The organism is Bacillus sp. D48C, from assembly GCF_053345735.1.
In genome coordinates this window covers 1-14990 of record NZ_JBKFAQ010000022.1, presented here as the reverse complement: position 1 = coordinate 14990, position 14990 = coordinate 1, and the positions used below count along the sequence as shown (strand labels likewise).

The 14990-nt window shown below is 32.7% G+C and carries 20 protein-coding genes and 1 pseudogene; 14 read left to right on the top strand and 7 right to left on the bottom strand.

Annotated features, from left to right (window positions below; genetic code table 11):
* Positions 1 to 259 precede the first annotated feature (259 nt).
* Together ACLBXA_RS28660 and ACLBXA_RS28655 are read left to right on the top strand one after the other, a co-directional pair.
* Positions 260 to 1378, top strand: coding sequence for a response regulator aspartate phosphatase (locus ACLBXA_RS28660; protein WP_098289622.1), 1119 nt, complete (start codon positions 260 to 262; stop codon positions 1376 to 1378).
* Positions 1379 to 1690: 312 nt separating this feature from the next.
* Complete coding sequence (locus ACLBXA_RS28655; RefSeq protein ID WP_202441463.1) at positions 1691 to 1855, top strand: hypothetical protein; 165 nt, start codon at positions 1691 to 1693, stop codon at positions 1853 to 1855.
* Positions 1856 to 2005: 150 nt separating this feature from the next.
* Here the strand turns inward: ACLBXA_RS28655 and ACLBXA_RS28650 are convergent, their stop codons facing one another.
* The 5 genes from ACLBXA_RS28650 to ACLBXA_RS28630 form a co-directional block, all read right to left on the bottom strand.
* Entirely contained in the window at positions 2006 to 2437 is a 432-nt protein-coding gene (locus ACLBXA_RS28650; protein ID WP_098289624.1) for a hypothetical protein, read from the bottom strand.
* 32 nt (positions 2438 to 2469) lie between these two features.
* Positions 2470 to 2673 (bottom strand): hypothetical protein, encoded by a 204-nt coding sequence (locus ACLBXA_RS28645; protein WP_161114096.1) that lies wholly within the window; start codon positions 2671 to 2673, stop codon positions 2470 to 2472.
* A gap of 28 nt (positions 2674 to 2701) precedes the next feature.
* Positions 2702 to 2953: a hypothetical protein gene (locus tag ACLBXA_RS28640; RefSeq protein WP_447617690.1), complete on the bottom strand. Its 252-nt coding sequence runs from the start codon at positions 2951 to 2953 to the stop codon at positions 2702 to 2704.
* Between the two features lie 123 nt (positions 2954 to 3076).
* Positions 3077 to 3433, bottom strand: a complete 357-nt coding sequence (locus ACLBXA_RS28635; RefSeq protein ID WP_098289629.1) for a hypothetical protein — start codon at positions 3431 to 3433, stop codon at positions 3077 to 3079.
* A gap of 21 nt (positions 3434 to 3454) precedes the next feature.
* Positions 3455 to 4678: a ParM/StbA family protein gene (locus tag ACLBXA_RS28630; protein ID WP_161114094.1), complete on the bottom strand. Its 1224-nt coding sequence runs from the start codon at positions 4676 to 4678 to the stop codon at positions 3455 to 3457.
* Between the two features lie 279 nt (positions 4679 to 4957).
* Between ACLBXA_RS28630 and ACLBXA_RS28625 the strand changes: the two genes are divergently transcribed.
* Positions 4958 to 5578 carry a DUF3967 domain-containing protein gene (locus ACLBXA_RS28625; RefSeq protein ID WP_447617689.1) on the top strand — a complete coding sequence of 207 codons (621 nt, stop codon included), beginning with the start codon at positions 4958 to 4960 and terminating at the stop codon, positions 5576 to 5578.
* Between the two features lie 473 nt (positions 5579 to 6051).
* Here ACLBXA_RS28625 and ACLBXA_RS28620 read toward each other — a convergent pair whose 3' ends face one another.
* Both ACLBXA_RS28620 and ACLBXA_RS28615 read right to left on the bottom strand, forming a co-directional pair.
* Positions 6052 to 6993, bottom strand: coding sequence for a Replicase RepFR55 (locus ACLBXA_RS28620; RefSeq protein ID WP_161114093.1), 942 nt, complete (start codon positions 6991 to 6993; stop codon positions 6052 to 6054).
* Positions 6994 to 7357: 364 nt separating this feature from the next.
* Positions 7358 to 7879 (bottom strand): helix-turn-helix domain-containing protein, encoded by a 522-nt coding sequence (locus tag ACLBXA_RS28615; RefSeq protein WP_202441462.1) that lies wholly within the window; start codon positions 7877 to 7879, stop codon positions 7358 to 7360.
* Positions 7880 to 8076: 197 nt separating this feature from the next.
* On the opposite strand from ACLBXA_RS28615, the gene ACLBXA_RS28610 reads away from it, so the two are divergent.
* From ACLBXA_RS28610 to ACLBXA_RS28560, 11 genes and pseudogenes are all read left to right on the top strand, one after another.
* A complete protein-coding gene (locus ACLBXA_RS28610) occupies positions 8077 to 8277 on the top strand; it encodes a helix-turn-helix transcriptional regulator (RefSeq protein WP_074596352.1) in 201 nt (66 codons plus the stop codon).
* Positions 8278 to 8419: 142 nt separating this feature from the next.
* On the top strand, positions 8420 to 10705 hold the full coding sequence (locus ACLBXA_RS28605) for a SpaA isopeptide-forming pilin-related protein (RefSeq protein WP_447617688.1): 2286 nt from the start codon (positions 8420 to 8422) through the stop codon (positions 10703 to 10705).
* A gap of 158 nt (positions 10706 to 10863) precedes the next feature.
* Positions 10864 to 11322, top strand: a complete 459-nt coding sequence (locus tag ACLBXA_RS28600) for a TRAG family protein (RefSeq protein WP_447617687.1) — start codon at positions 10864 to 10866, stop codon at positions 11320 to 11322.
* Between the two features lie 40 nt (positions 11323 to 11362).
* A complete protein-coding gene (locus ACLBXA_RS28595; RefSeq protein WP_081144116.1) occupies positions 11363 to 11938 on the top strand; it encodes a hypothetical protein in 576 nt (191 codons plus the stop codon).
* 103 nt (positions 11939 to 12041) lie between these two features.
* Positions 12042 to 12290, top strand: a complete 249-nt coding sequence (locus ACLBXA_RS28590) for a hypothetical protein (RefSeq protein WP_000514061.1) — start codon at positions 12042 to 12044, stop codon at positions 12288 to 12290.
* A gap of 554 nt (positions 12291 to 12844) precedes the next feature.
* Complete coding sequence (locus tag ACLBXA_RS28585) at positions 12845 to 13288, top strand: hypothetical protein (protein ID WP_098208252.1); 444 nt, start codon at positions 12845 to 12847, stop codon at positions 13286 to 13288.
* 29 nt (positions 13289 to 13317) lie between these two features.
* Positions 13318 to 13542, top strand: coding sequence for a hypothetical protein (locus ACLBXA_RS28580; protein ID WP_114556576.1), 225 nt, complete (start codon positions 13318 to 13320; stop codon positions 13540 to 13542).
* A 30-nt stretch (positions 13543 to 13572) separates the two neighbouring features.
* Positions 13573 to 13881, top strand: a complete 309-nt coding sequence (locus tag ACLBXA_RS28575) for a hypothetical protein (protein ID WP_000062187.1) — start codon at positions 13573 to 13575, stop codon at positions 13879 to 13881.
* Between the two features lie 129 nt (positions 13882 to 14010).
* Entirely contained in the window at positions 14011 to 14160 is a 150-nt protein-coding gene (locus ACLBXA_RS28570; RefSeq protein WP_176520634.1) for a hypothetical protein, read from the top strand.
* A 41-nt stretch (positions 14161 to 14201) separates the two neighbouring features.
* Positions 14202 to 14438, top strand: coding sequence for a hypothetical protein (locus ACLBXA_RS28565; protein ID WP_161114089.1), 237 nt, complete (start codon positions 14202 to 14204; stop codon positions 14436 to 14438).
* 51 nt (positions 14439 to 14489) lie between these two features.
* Positions 14490 to 14990, top strand: a pseudogene (locus ACLBXA_RS28560) (hypothetical protein); the annotation flags it as partial.

Sequence of the window (14990 nt, the reverse complement as noted above, 5' to 3'; positions counted from 1 at the left end):
ATTCAATATTAACGAAATGTAAAAATGCATTTTGTAAAAACTTTGTAAATGTTATACTATAATTGGATAAATTTATATTATTCTGTTCAAATAAACCAAAAATCTCACTACACTACGATCCTAAACATGAACTCAGAATATTCGGAATAATATTGAAACATAGACTTCAATAAAATATATAATTGCTTTTCTGTTATTATTTTATTATGAGAATATTCCCATTATTTTACGGGATTATGGGATGATGGGGGAGAAAGATATGAAAGTTCATGTGAAAGGGAATGAACAAGGGAACGAACAATTTATACAAACTTTAAATGAATGGTACTTTAAAATTCGAGCCAGAGATCTTGATGAAGCAATTTCTTTAAAAGATAAGATCGACTTAGTTATAAATGAATTTAAAGAAGACCAAAATTTGATGTTACATTACTACCTCATAGATTTTCGTCATAATTACTTACTTAACAACCTAGGCGTTTCTACAGATAGTTTTAATATTATCAATACATTTGCCATACCACAGGATAATTGTTTAACATATTATTATCATTTTTTTAAAGCAATTTACTATAATGCAATCGGAAATTATCCATCTTCAAGAATTTTCTATGATAAAGCGAAACCTTTGTTAAAATATATTAATAATGAATTAGAAATTGCCGAATTTCATTATATGTTAGGATATACATTGTATGATTCATACAATGGCTTTTTAGCCTTACAAGAATTATCAAAGGCTAAAGAAATATTTTCTAAATACGCTGAATGTGAAACTAACCTTGCTTTTTGTAATAATCTTTTAGGACTAACTTATGCAGAGTTAGATGAATTTGAACTTGCGAATAAGTATTATACATTAGCATTAAATACATTCGAAACCATAAAAGAAGAAACCTTCATATTGATGGTAAAACAAAACATAGCTTTAATGTATGCTAAACAGGAACGTCCAGATTTAGCCATTCAATTTCTTTCAGAAGTTAACAAAAAAATGTTAAACAACTATAAAGCTTTATTTGTAGAAGCAAGGGAATACGTTAAATTACTCGAAAAAGAAGTTGCTTGCGAACGTATCGAGCGTGGAATAAACATCTGTAAGAATCTTGGTATTGAAGAGTATTTACATCATTTCCGTATATTACAAGCATTAAATGATAATGTAGTTGCTTCAAAATTAGAGATTATTACTTTAGAGGGTATTGAATATTTTGAAAAACAAAATATATCAGAGTATACTAAGGAATATCAAGAATATTTAGCGCATAAATTTTATGAGGAAAAGAACTACTTTAAATCGTGCGAATATTTCGAGTTGTCCAGGAAAACGAAGAATATATTTAAAAAGGGTGATTTAAATGAAGAAACTACATCATAAATCTATTGGATTGTTAATAACTGTGGCTTTAATATTCAGTGTACAAACTCCGGTAAGCAAGGTTGTCAAAGACCTGGTTGTTCAATACGCTCATGGAAATGGAGGGGGTTAATCCCCTCTATTTTAATTTACATACATAATTAATTTTAATTCTAGTAGTCTTTCTTTTGTAGCTAAATGCACAATGAAATATAACATTAGTCTCTAACAATACGAAACTATGCTATACTATCTTAGTAACCGAAAAGTTAGGGTGCATGGTTGTCATTTCTCTTCTTTCTACTTGTAGTGGAGGAAGGGGGTGAAAAAGCCATGGAAACATTTCTCGAATTTCTTAAAGAAATTTTTAAAGGTGTATTACGTGAAAGCGTCGCACACCTTTTTAAGAAAAAGTATTTAGATAACGAGAAATCCACCCTTTCTTATCGCCGTCGCAAGCAAAAGAAAAAGGGTGGATCTCGTAAGACAAAACGTTAAACGATAACCATCACCCTAACGGCTATGGTTATGTAAAAAGATGAGCACATGTTAGCGCATGTTGCTCTCTTTTTTAATTGTATGATTTTATTAACTAGAGTATACCTTTGTTAGTACTTATATTATATCATGCGAAAAGTGTTTTGCAATCTATACAACTCTAACGATTTCACCATATACGTATTCAAACCGTTTACTTTCCTCATCTTCTTCATGTTTAGTTTCAATATGATGAGCCTCTTCAATAATATTTGTTAATACATCTGTTAGAAAAATATCTATTTCGTTATCGTAATTTTTAAGGCAGCATTGAAATGTCCATAAGCCTGTATTCATATCAATGTTGCGTTCAAAACCATCAGTGGCTTGTTCATTAGGGTATTCTCCTGTTAGCCAGCCTGTCGGCATATACACTGTTGTTCCAGTTGGGATTAAATCTGACCTTCTTGTTTTTGCTAACTTATCCAAAAACGAAAACTGGTCTACATATTCAGAAAAATACGCTTCCTCATTATTGATTTTATTAATCATTTTTCTAAAATCACTCTTAACTATGGCTTTAATTCGTAGTCCTGTGTGCATTTCTTTCTCCCCTTTTACTTTATTAAAAGCTTTTAAAATAAAGTAAGTTGCTTTTCCTCATTTTGAATACTGATTTTAACTTTATATGTATAATACTTTCCCATTCTGGACTCGATCTCTTTTTCCACTTGCTCGATAGCAGCATCGGGGGTATTTGCTGTAATGTATACAATATCCGGTTCATACACTTCACCGTTAGGAGATTTAATTGTAAATTCCACTGGGTACTTTTCCATAATCCTCATTCCTTCTTACACTTCAATATTATAAAAAATATCCTAAAATACATATGGCACATATAACACTACCTACAACTATAATTAAGGATATTAGTCCAAACAACAAGTAACCAAGATAATAAAACCCTAAACAAATAAAAGCAATAATCAATAGAATACCTATGATTTGTAAAATAAATGCTTTACATAAATATAATATGCCGATAAGTAATACCCAAAACCAAACGGACTTTAAAAATCCAGCACTTTTTTGGGGTTTATTCACTTGAGTTTCCATTTGCTCACCTCTTTTATTCTTATAGTAGCGTATTTCCTTAAAGTATAAAGAAATGGAGTGCCTTTATAAAAAATAAGCACTCCACTCTGTTAGTATGCATTGTTGTCTTTTGCTTTTTGAATTTTAAAAATCCGCTTCTTCACTATCTTCTTTAGCAATACCACCAATTACCTCTGTAGCATTTATAATTTTACCTTCTTTAAGATCTGGTTCTTCACCTTTAAAATCTGTTTGTTTTTGTATAGTAACAAACCCATTGGAAAGTAACTGATCTAATTTTTTTTCAACTGTGTTTAAAAGATTTAATCTCTTTTCTACACTTTCTAATTTTTGCATTAGTTGCTCATACCGTTGCTCATTTTGTACTAAATCGACAACATAGCTTGTTAATTGCCTACTACTAGACTTTTCATTAAGGATTTCATATACGTCATCGGGCATGTTTTCAGCACCTAATGCCATTTTTCTCCTTTTAGCCATATATTAGCACGTCCTTTTATTCTAAGCTAACTGTTCTTTTGTTTCATCAATTGCTTTCAACTCTAAAGCAGCTAAGTTAATTGTTCTGGATGTTGGGGCGAATATTTCTTTTTCATCACGTTTGATAATATCACTTAAGAAGAAATGATTATTCTTTGCAGCCGTTTCATTCATATGATCTAATAACGCCAATCTAATATATGGTTCTAAAACTGGAGCTTCCCCACCAATATAGATGAATTTTAAAACTGTATTTGTACTTGAAGGAATAAACACATCTAGTACTTTAGCAACTAAAATTTTTGCATATTCTTGTAGTGCTTCTACAATTTCAGAAGTAAAATCATGCTCTTGACCTGTATTTTCATCCGTTAGCACGTACTCTTGATCCTTATAATTCTTAACAATAAATGTTTCTAGTGTTCTTAAATCTTTAAAATATTGAAGTACTTTCTCTTTTCTAAATCGGTCAATATACCCTAAGAATGGTTCAATATCGATTACCTGGAATGAATCTCTGTGTTTAGGTGTAGTAAGCCCTTTTCCTAAACGTACAGCATCCGTTGATCCTCCACCAATATCAGTAAGTACAACTTCGAAATCATCAAATTTTTCAGCTTCCAAACGTTTCTCAATACTGATTACATCTGAATTTTTATCTTTTGCTACCATTTTGTATTTCAATGAATGTCTAGCAATTTCTGATTCGTTTCGGCATTTTGCTGTGTTAACAGTAATAGTTAACTCTCTTTCCATACCTGGTGTTAAAACTTTAACCTTATGTTCATCTATAAATCTTTGCTCCATCATCTTGTGAGCAATGCTAAATTTCTCTTCACGTTTTAACAACCATATTGGTAACATCATGCTCATATATTCGATTTCAACTTCATTATCGTCTTTATCAGCGTTCAGTGCGTGATAATATGCAATTGCTCCTAAAAAGCTTATATAAGGAATCGGGCTTTTAATTTTATCGTGCATTTTATTTACATGAGAATTTGCTAATTGATTATCTTCAGCTAATCGTCCCAACACATAATAAGATTCTTCTCCGTCAATTTCAGTTGAAATTAATAAACTATTTAACAAATCCTCTGGATTTAAAATACGTTCAACAAGTAAATCTTCCGCTTTTTTCTTAGAAACTTTTACTACATTCGTTGCCAATTCAAAGTAATAGCCATCCACCATGAAATTATTAAAACTGTTTCCGAAATCGGCTACTTTTCTTCCAATTTTCATTAAAAATTCCTCCCTTTCGTATCTAAGTACGACTTAAGTATTACTTATAATCTTATTTTAGCACATTTAACCAAAAAAACAACTGTTTTCTAAAAATAAGTATGACTTAAGTCGTACTTATTTTTAGAAACTTTTTATGAAAGGAAAACACCTATTTGTAATCGAATTAGACGAATAACGAACATTCAACAACATGACGAACATTGATTTTAACCATTAACGATAAAACGCCAACTTGAAATAACGTATTAAAGACATAAAACGAGGTGGTGACGACGAATGACGACTAGGGAAGATCACACAGAGGAATCGTGGCACGGCAGCCAGGACAGTACGTATAAAAAAACTTATTCTCTTGCTGATATTGCACGGATACTTCAAAAACCCCGTACAACCATTCAAGCTTGGAGAGATCAATTCAAACCATACTTAGCAACAGTACCAGGAACAAAGGGAAGAACCCTAAGATACCAAAGGGAATCCCTAGAGCTTTTTAAGCTAATAGCCAATATGAAGGATGCCCAAGAACCTCCTGATGTAATTGAGAACGTATTAAAGGGAACTGTAAACTATATTGTGGTTGATGAAGAAGCTACACAGGATGAACTTATGAATAAACCAATTCTTCAAATGATGTACGAGAATATGAAAGAAGTTGCTGTACATCTTCAAAATCAAGAAGCGCTAAATCTACAGCTCATTCAACATATGAAAGAAGTTGAGGCAACTAATAAAATACTTCTCACCAAAATTGAGGAACAACAAAAGATTTTTGATTCTACAATAAGTAGTAAGGATCAACAATTGTTAGAACTAATTCAAGAGGTGCAAGAAACCAAAAAATTAATATCATCTAGTCAACAGGAAAAATCCTGGTTTACTAAACTATTTAAAAAGTAATTGTGCTTCAAAGTGTGGTATAGAAATTTAGGGAAGATTGTAAGTTAATTACAATCTTCCCTTTGTATTTTATAAGTTTGATAAGCCTCGCTAAATAATTACAAATTTTTATTAGAATACCTTATTTATTAAATCTTGTTTTAAAAAAGTAAAACCAATAAAAACATTAGAACTAAAATATAGCCTTTGATGTCTACTCTCACAAGCGATTTAGAAATATAGCTTAGTAAATTTCTAGGTTAAAATGTGGGTAAATTTGGGGTATTTATTTTTAAAAGAGGAGGCTTTTTTTACTAGAATTTTGCATCGTAATAGGAAAATTCTAGTAAAAAATGTGGTTGTTTTTTTCTTTAAGTGCTTGAAGAAACTTAAAGAAAGTGGAGGATTAATAAAGACATGACGAATAGCCTTGCTATGCTTGATTTTTTCAAGCATAGCAAGGCTAAATGATAAGTATTTTTGAAAAATGAGGTTTACAGGTTCGGAATAAGCATTTTTTTGAATAAATCCAATGGGATTGTACTATTATTCTTTTTATCCATCCCCATATTTGCAAGACGTTTTTGAGATTCAATTATTCTTTGTTTTTGATAAAACTTTAATTTCTCACTAAACATTGTCATAAAATGAGCTGGAGCGCTATAATCAGCTTTGTTATCTCTGAACCATTTAACAGATTCATCAAAAGCCCACTCACCAGACGTTTCTAAGTTATTTAAATCTGGTGGCAATCTTAAAGCAATAACATAAGCATCCTTTTCAGTTAAACTTGTAACACGTTGACTCATTATATGGTGGTAAGCTCTTTTCTGATCTTCACTTAAGTAAGTGTTTAAGTCTTCTTCTCGCTCTGTTTTAATATCAAAAATATCTAATCCATTAGAAGAAACAGATATTTGATTTTCCTCTTCAGATTCATTTTTTCCTTGTGAAGTTTTCTTCTTTAAAAACTCTGTAAAAGTAGAGCATATATCAACAGCTAAAGCCCATTTTACCTTGAAGTATTCAATGATTTTTAAATAATTGTTATGTATAGTCAAAATGTAAACGGAAGGAGCAATCTTTCCGTGCCGTCTTACCTTTATTTGTTGGCATACTCCTAAATCTTGCAGCCACTTTAACACGTAATTAATAATTGGTTTAGAAATACCGGATTTTTTACAAATTTGTTCTTGCCTTACTTGGGCATAACCTTCTTGTACTAAATAAGATAAGATAGTCTCAAAGGCTTCAAATTGTCTTTTCGTAAGGTGATCTTTTGTGGTAACACCTTCATCATCATGAACAATATTATCAATATAAGTAGTAACTTTCTTGATTGATTGATTAATAGTTCCTGGTGTTTTTGATAAATGTTTAATTCGAGGACTTAATTCAGCTTTTGCTCGACTAAGCAAAAAGTTGTTTAATAACACGGAAAAAACCTCCTATTTTTTCCACCACAAAGAAACAGAAAAATGCTGGAAAAGTAGAGGTTTTTATTCACATTATATATATTAGGTGCTATAATAGTTGTAGATAATATATATTTTAATATGGATAAAACCCCTACTTCTTTAGGATTTTTAATTGATTCAGCCGCCAAACTGATAGATCAATTAAAAATGGCTTGTGGTAGGGTTTTTTTATTTGTAATAATTTAAACGATAAATTTATTTATGCATTAATTTTATAACTATTAAGATAGAATATCAATCTAATAATTAGTATTTTTTACTTAAACAGTTTGTTTATAGATTAATTGAATTAAATTATGCGTGTAATTTTCAAAAAAGGTCTCTAATGATTAGAGACCTTTTTTTGTAGTTCATGTTGAAGGTAATTCGTGAAATTAACGAAATCTACATGTAACTGATCGTACTTATATCCAAAAAACTTAAGGTATTCAGTCAGTTCTTTTTCTAACTGTTCTTGTTTTTTATCAGGCAACAAAAGAATTTCTTGATGTAGCTCTTTTACTTTTGTATATATGTCTTGTTTCTTTTTATGTTCACTTATTGTCAAATATAATTCTACATTATTAATTATGTCTTGTTTATGCTCAATTTTTTCTGTAGCTATTTCATTATTTAGAGTAGGTGTGTCACTTATTCCTATTAAATAGTCAGCGCTAACATCAAAAATTTGTGATATTGCAGCCAAGATGTTGTATGGTGGCTCTGAACCTTTCTTTTCCCAATTCGATACAGATGCAGAACTAAAAGAAGATCCTACAACTTCACTTAATTTTTCCCCTAATTCCTTCATTGACCAACTACGTTCTTGACGTAATTTTCGTAAACGCTCGCTAAAAATATTCATATTTTTAGTCCTTTCATATAAATTCATATTCTAAATGTGTTAAAAATACTAAAAAAAGTATAGAATACATATTATTTTGCATATATTTAAGTAAATAAAACTAAAATATTTTATTTTTTAGTAAATTTTACTTGTTTTTCACTTTAAAAGTGATGTATACTTAATTTATACTAATTGAGAGGAGGTATTTAATACTTATGCTATTAATTGAACGGAAATCAAAAGATTACTCTTTAACACAACTCGGTCAAAAAGTTAACATTAAACCTCAAGTTCTTCATGCGATCGAGAAAGGAAAAACAAGTGTTAATTCCGAAAGGGCAGAAAAAATTGCTGAGTTTTTTAATAAACCGGTCGAATACTTTTTTATACCAACTTATTATCGAGTTCGAGAATAAATAAAAAAGTTAAAGTTACTAAATAAAGTTCCAAAGTAACCATATAAGTTTAATTATAGTAAAAAAAACTAGTAATTCAAATAGAATTAATGATTAAAAACTGATCTTTGAAAACTGCATATCATTTGAGGGAGCTGTTAGTATGTTGAAACGATCGTATCAAACGTTACTCATTGCTATGAGTATGCTTCTAATTGTCTTAAGTTTTGTATTTCCACTTACCAAGGCAAGTGCTGAAGTTATTAATCGTGAGAAGTACGAAATGGATTGGAGTTTTAGTCCCATGTATGGGAAAAACCTACGGACAGAGTTGTTGAAGAATACGAATGGGAAAATTGCGTATTGCTTAACGTATGGAAAATTAAGTCCAAACGGTAATGATCTTCCGGAAATGGGGCGTACAGATGATATTGTGTATCGAGTTCTTCTAAATGGATATCCACAAAAGAGTCCTGAAGAATTAGGTGTTTCAGACTGGAAAGAAGCGCATTATGCGACACAGCTTAGTGTTTGGACAGCGTTAGGTCAAATTGACATTAATGAAGTTCAGCATCGTAATGGAAATGTTGCGAAAGCTGTAAAAGCTATTATTGGTGGTGCAAATGCAAGCCAGGAAACACAAGACCTGTACATGAATGTAACGCCAACAGACAATCAAGAAGCGAAGTTAAACGGTGAGTACTTTGAAACGACAGTGTATGAAATTGAAAGTAATGCTAAGAACGGTGTATTTACAGTTCAACTAGCTAATGCACCGAGTGGAACGAAAGTTGTATCTACAAAAGGTGAAACAAAACAACAATTCAATTTAGGAGAACAATTCCGTATTCTAATACCGAAATCCTCTCAAACAGGTAACTTTTCCTTAAAAGTAACATCTAATCTTTCTAATTTGCAGGCAGTCGCTTATCAAGGAACTGATAAAGTCCAAGATGCAACAGTCCTTTTAGAAAAAAATGAGGAAAAAGTGAGTGCCGATCTACAAGTAAACTGGAAATCTCTTGGTGGATTGAAAGTTGTAAAAGTAGGAGAACAAAAAGAATTGCTACAAGGTGCCGTATTTGAAGTCATGAACAGTGCAAATCAAAAAGTAGGCACTTTGACTACAAATGAGCAAGGTTCAGTAAGCCTTTCTGGTTTAGAAATCGGAACTTATACTCTTAAAGAGGTAAAATCACCTACTGGCTATGTACTGAATGGGCAGCCACAACAAATTGAAGTTAAAACAGGTGAGGTTGCAACAATTACAGTGCAAAATACGAAGATAAAAGGAAACATGGAGATTAAAAAACTAAGTGATAGTGGAAAAACACTTCCAAAAGTAGAATTCACAGTGTATACAGCAGAGGGAAAAGAAGTCACAAAAACAATTACAAACGAGCAAGGTATTGCACAAGTGAAGGATCTTCCGTATGGAAAGTATTATTTTGTTGAGACAAAAGGGGTAGAAGGATACCTTCTTAATCAAACTAAATATCCATTCGAGATTAAAGAACAAGGAAAAACGCTAACATTCACAGTCGAAAATAAAGAAGTAAAAGGAAACGTGCAACTTCTAAAAGTAGATGGAGAGAATCCAGATAAAAAATTAGAAGGTGCAGTGTTCGTTCTTCAAGATAGTAAAGGGAAGAAAATAAGTGAACACAAAAGTGATAAAAACGGTTTGATTGAAGTGAAAGACTTACCATTTGGAGCATACTCATTTGTTGAGAAGCAAGCACCGACTGGCTATGTTTTAACGAAAGAATCTATTCCTTTTAGTATCTCGGAACAAGGAAAGACAATCATGCTAACAGCGAAAAATAAGCACATCACAGGTGAGTTAGAGATTAGTAAGGTAGATATTGCGGATGGCAACAATAAACTTCCAAACGCTGAATTTACCATCTTTAACGAGGAAGGAAAAGAAGTTGCAAAAGGAAAAACGGATGAAAACGGCATTGCAAAATTCAAGCTTCCATATGGAAAGTACACGTATAAAGAAACGTTCGCACCAGACGGATATCTACTGAATGAAGAGATTTTCCCTTTTGAAATTAAAGAGGATGGTCAAATTATTAAGCATACGGTGAAGGACCAGAAGAAACCGACACCACCTACACCAGAGACACCAAAACCAGAACAGCCAGAACAACCACAAAAACCAGAAATACCACAAAAGCCAGAGCAACCAGAAGCACCACAACCGCAGGTACCGGAACAACCAAAAGTAACCGAAAAACCTGTCATTCCACAACTAGAGAAACCACAACAGATTGTTATGAAACCACAACTAGAACAAACGCCAAAGAAAATTGAAACGTATCTTCCGACAACAGGCGGTAAAGCCGAAAATCCATACATAAAATGGATTGGTCTTGCATGTGTCGTACTCGGCTTAATTGGAGCTGTATTTGCAGTAAGAAACCGTAAGAAAGCTCAATCTTAATATGAAAGAATATGAAGCTCATTTTAGCGAAATTGATGAAAATCCGTTAGGCTTTGCTATTGGATGTCGGAATGCATGTATACTCGTTATTCCCATTTGGATCGTTGTTTTTTGGATAGGGAGCAAGATATAAGAAACCGAGAGGGAGATGATATGAGATGTCAGAAATCTACGTCGGTAAAATGAAAAAAATAGGGAAACTTGGGAAAGACGATATGCAGCGCAAGAGTGCTTGGTTGTCTGAAGAATTGATGCAAGCAATTTCTATCGCTCAAACTGTAATAAAACCAATAAAAAAGCATGATTATTGTATAGAACACGCTACAAAATTATTGGCGGGAAGTATTTTGTATCTGAATCAACGACATAAAAATTTGTATTACTTAGATGTGAAAAAAGCTATTGAGTTCACAGAAAAATTATATGAAAGTGAGGCAAACTTGGTAGAAGTAGTAAATTCGCTTGAGAAGGAGCATCCAGCTTATTGTATCTTCCATGAGTTAGGTTTTTATTCAGAAGAAACAAGGGATACGATAATTGTTACATTGCTATACAATCTAGAGAAATATCAGCGTGAAAAATTAAATCCAGAGAGAGAGTATTTTTGGTTTCAGTAGTAATCATAAGAGGAAAATGAAGTAGGAAGGAGTGCAACGCATGTTAGGCGTATCCAAGAAGTATACAAAGGTGATTAGAGCGTTGAAAGAACTGAATGAAGGGGAAAAGGTTGCAGGTGTCATAAAAGCTCGTTTTGGAGCTTATAAAACTGTCATAGAAGGTGTAAAAGAAAACGCCAACGATTTTATTTTCATTTTTGATCCAAAAGGTATCTTTTATGAAGACACCCATCACGAAAAACGAAAACAGGGGTATCACATCATCAAACATGATTTATTAACTGGTTATGAAATGCTACAAATGGATCTAAAACAAAAATCCGTTGTGTACATCAGTGTAGAAACGGAAACGAGTACGTATCAAGAGAGAGGGGAAGCATTATCAAATTTTCTTCAATATCTAACAGAGTGCAAGAATATAAGACCGATTCACCTGGTATTTCATCAATATGATTTGTACCCAATCCCTCATATGGAGCAGTTTTTGAAAGAAAGCGCAACATACCACATTCAGCATTCAATCGTAGTTGAATCTCAATCCGCATTACAACACATATACGGAAAAGAGGCAGCACAACGCATCATAACTTCGTATAACACAACAATCCTAGCATGATATGAAGCACTCGTTCACTATTTCATCCTATCTAGATGGCTAGAAAACTAGACAAGGGAGAAGCGATTTTCTCCCTTCTTTATCAAAAATAGGAGGCGTTCATATGGGAAAAGAAAAAAGACTCACATTTTATGATATTGCGGCATCACAAGCTCATAGTGTTAAAACTTTTGATGGAAAAACATACGAACTGAAAGGTACCATCGCAATTGAAAATAGCACAGGAAGCATCGAAAAGGTAGCTCAAATTTATTATCAAGTGCGCTCGGTTAGAGATGAACATCAAAACTTAATTGCTAAACGAAAAAATAAACATGCGGAATTAGTAGCTGTCAAACAAAAGTGTAAATAAATAAAGCGATTTTGAAGTGTGCTGAGAACATAGCACAAAGTAAGTTGTTCTTTGACAATTTAGATATATATTGTGTATCTCTTCCTTTCAGTAATGATGTAGAAAGGTGAAATATACAATATATATGCGTGCCTCCCTTCGAAAGGTCACTAGAGGGGTTAGGTATACGATTATCGTTGGGTGAGTAAGATCGTAAAACTCATCTGTGACCACTGGGAAATGCAGTGTATCAAAGACCTGTTTGTGTCAGTACTCGTGAGGAATATCCCATTTTGACATTCTGAAGAAGCGAGGAACATCACAATAGTAGATACATAAGGTTCTACGTTCAAGCCAAAATACGTAGTGCGGTATTGGGCATATAGAAGCTAGGTCGGGATTAGTCTCTATACGCATGCCAATACAGGGTTCGTCATTCCAGCCATAAATGATATTTCCATTTTCTATCCCACTTTCCTTTAAATGTTATAAAATAAAGACAGATGTTGGAGTTTAAAAGTGTCTCATCACACTTCAAAATCGCTTATAAAAATATGACATAGGGAGGAACACACATGAGTCGTAAAGGGTGGATCATTTCCGCTATTGTTGGACTGTTAATTGCAATTGGTATTGGTTCAACATTTGTCTTTAGTTCGGGAAAAGGGGAAGTAATGGAACTTAGTCCGTTAGAAATGAAGAAGTTCATGAGTGAGGATGGCACAGGTTTTGTTTTGTTAAATTCCACTAAAAAGAAAAGAGAGGATTGGCTTCATGTTGTAAAAAAAGTAGCACAGCAAGAAAAAATTCAAGTGCAAGAATTAGATGAAGAGAGAGAAGATATACCGGGTTCCAGCAACCCGTATGATTGGGGCTTATCTCAAAAAAGAGATTCCCTGGCATATTATGAAAAAGGTAAGCTGAAAAAAGATATTAAAATTCCAAAAATTAAACCTTCAGAACTTGAAAAAGAAGTTACCTATTTTGTGCAAAATTGCAAAGAGCAATATCAGAAGTAATCACATAATCATTGAAAGGTGGTGATATAGTGGCGATTACACAAAGGGAATTAAAAAAAGAAAAAGATATGGTAGCAAACCTATTAAGAGCCAATGGTCAGGATTATAACCATTGGCTTCATTTACATCATCAGAAATACATTGAAGAAAATCAAGATTTAGTAATGAAAGCTTTACAGGCTTATAAAGCAACATCAACAGAAGTAAAGGAAGACAGCAAGGCGAATGAATCAAATCAACTTAGTAACGTATAAGCACTTAAAATGAAAAGGGAGTGAAAGTATATGTCAATGTTGGAAACATTATCTCAAATGTTAGTGTTAGGTGATGCGATGGACGGTCTAATTAATACAGGAAATTCATTTATTGCGTGGATGCAAAGAGGGGCAATGGTTAGTACAGCGATTGTATTTTGCTGGGGCGCTTACCTATTAATTTGGGGCGGCGAACGAGGAAGACATAAATGTATTTGGTGGTTTCTTGGTGGGGCAGCCGGACTTGTTATCGTAATGGGATGCCAATACTTAGCAGAGAGCGTAAATAGCAACGTGAAATTTGGTCAAATCTTATTTCCGTTTTTCTGGATGAAATAGTGAAAAAATATAATTAAGGCAATGAGGAGGCTATGCAAAAGGTATGGCTTTTTTTGTTGCCTTTTTTTATTAGAATTTGAATTTTATAGAAAACTAAAACGTTATTAAAACAAGATAATGGAGGTAGTTATGGAACCATTAATAACAGTTCCAAAGATGGATTGGATTCCAACAGAATTTTATTTTATATTGCCCATTTTTATATTGGTATTATCTCTTGTTTTAGGAATTTATAAACAGTATTCAACTAATAAAAGTAAACGAAATGAAAATAGTTAGTTTAATACAATTTGAATTTGATACAAAAAGGAGGCTGGATTATGGGGTTTATCGTACAGTCCTTTAAAGAGTTTTATAGTAATCCAGTAGGATTTTACTTGATCGTGACATTGATAGCTATGTTAGCATTTACGGTTTGTTATTTTATTTTCATGTGTATGGTGTCAACTGAGCGAGCTTTTGATTTTTTAGGAAGATTGTTAAGAGACCTTTTACCATTAGCGTTTTTATTTGCTGTCTTCCTTGTATTAGGTTCTTTTTTGTACTATGCATTTTGAGATCAATCGAAATGAAAGTAAATATAAATCAAATGTGAGAAAGGAGAAGCCATGTTTGTCATTTTTAAGAGTAGCAATGGAACTGAAATTGAGTCGGGTAAGCAATATTCGTTTCATGAAGCTTATATCTTAACGAAGCGATTAGAACGAGTTTATAGAGAGGCAGGGCGGCAAGAACATATTGATTTTGATTTGTTAGATGGTCATTCTAATGAAATTTATAACGGTACGTTATCGCTTGGTTCGAGATATGCAGATCACATTTTTGATCACATTTCTAAAAAAATGAATGTGATGCAATTAGATCCAGAACAAGAGGAACAAAAGAAGGAGCTGTTAGAAACATTAGAAAGAGAAATCAACGATTCTCCTTTTCATGAAGAATATGAATATCAAGAAGAATCATCAGAAAGGAAGGAAGAACCCTCTTATAGTCCAGCGGATGAAGTAAAAACGCTAGTAAAGCCTGGAAAGGAAAATAGAAAAGGATTCAAGATTATTGCGAGTGTCATAGGAAGCGTGGTGTTAATTGGAGCTGGTGCCATATTTGCC

Bases quoted from the DNA above. Each gene is read 5' to 3' on its own strand.
- ACLBXA_RS28625 (WP_447617689.1), top strand. From the start codon at position 4,958: ATGACGACTAGGGAAGATCACACAGAGGAATCGTGGCACGGCAGCCAG.
- ACLBXA_RS28590 (WP_000514061.1), top strand. From the start codon at position 12,042: ATGGGAAAAGAAAAAAGACTCACATTTTATGATATTGCGGCATCACAA.
- ACLBXA_RS28635 (WP_098289629.1), bottom strand. From the start codon at position 3,433: ATGGCTAAAAGGAGAAAAATGGCATTAGGTGCTGAAAACATGCCCGAT.
- ACLBXA_RS28570 (WP_176520634.1), top strand. From the start codon at position 14,011: ATGGAACCATTAATAACAGTTCCAAAGATGGATTGGATTCCAACAGAA.
- ACLBXA_RS28655 (WP_202441463.1), top strand. From the start codon at position 1,691: ATGGAAACATTTCTCGAATTTCTTAAAGAAATTTTTAAAGGTGTATTA.
- ACLBXA_RS28645 (WP_161114096.1), bottom strand. From the start codon at position 2,673: ATGGAAAAGTACCCAGTGGAATTTACAATTAAATCTCCTAACGGTGAA.
- ACLBXA_RS28565 (WP_161114089.1), top strand. From the start codon at position 14,202: ATGGGGTTTATCGTACAGTCCTTTAAAGAGTTTTATAGTAATCCAGTA.
- ACLBXA_RS28610 (WP_074596352.1), top strand. From the start codon at position 8,077: ATGCTATTAATTGAACGGAAATCAAAAGATTACTCTTTAACACAACTC.
- ACLBXA_RS28630 (WP_161114094.1), bottom strand. From the start codon at position 4,678: ATGAAAATTGGAAGAAAAGTAGCCGATTTCGGAAACAGTTTTAATAAT.
- ACLBXA_RS28615 (WP_202441462.1), bottom strand. From the start codon at position 7,879: ATGAATATTTTTAGCGAGCGTTTACGAAAATTACGTCAAGAACGTAGT.
- ACLBXA_RS28660 (WP_098289622.1), top strand. From the start codon at position 260: ATGAAAGTTCATGTGAAAGGGAATGAACAAGGGAACGAACAATTTATA.
- ACLBXA_RS28585 (WP_098208252.1), top strand. From the start codon at position 12,845: ATGAGTCGTAAAGGGTGGATCATTTCCGCTATTGTTGGACTGTTAATT.
- ACLBXA_RS28595 (WP_081144116.1), top strand. From the start codon at position 11,363: ATGTTAGGCGTATCCAAGAAGTATACAAAGGTGATTAGAGCGTTGAAA.
- ACLBXA_RS28575 (WP_000062187.1), top strand. From the start codon at position 13,573: ATGTCAATGTTGGAAACATTATCTCAAATGTTAGTGTTAGGTGATGCG.
- ACLBXA_RS28600 (WP_447617687.1), top strand. From the start codon at position 10,864: ATGTCAGAAATCTACGTCGGTAAAATGAAAAAAATAGGGAAACTTGGG.
- ACLBXA_RS28650 (WP_098289624.1), bottom strand. From the start codon at position 2,437: ATGCACACAGGACTACGAATTAAAGCCATAGTTAAGAGTGATTTTAGA.
- ACLBXA_RS28605 (WP_447617688.1), top strand. From the start codon at position 8,420: ATGTTGAAACGATCGTATCAAACGTTACTCATTGCTATGAGTATGCTT.
- ACLBXA_RS28640 (WP_447617690.1), bottom strand. From the start codon at position 2,953: ATGGAAACTCAAGTGAATAAACCCCAAAAAAGTGCTGGATTTTTAAAG.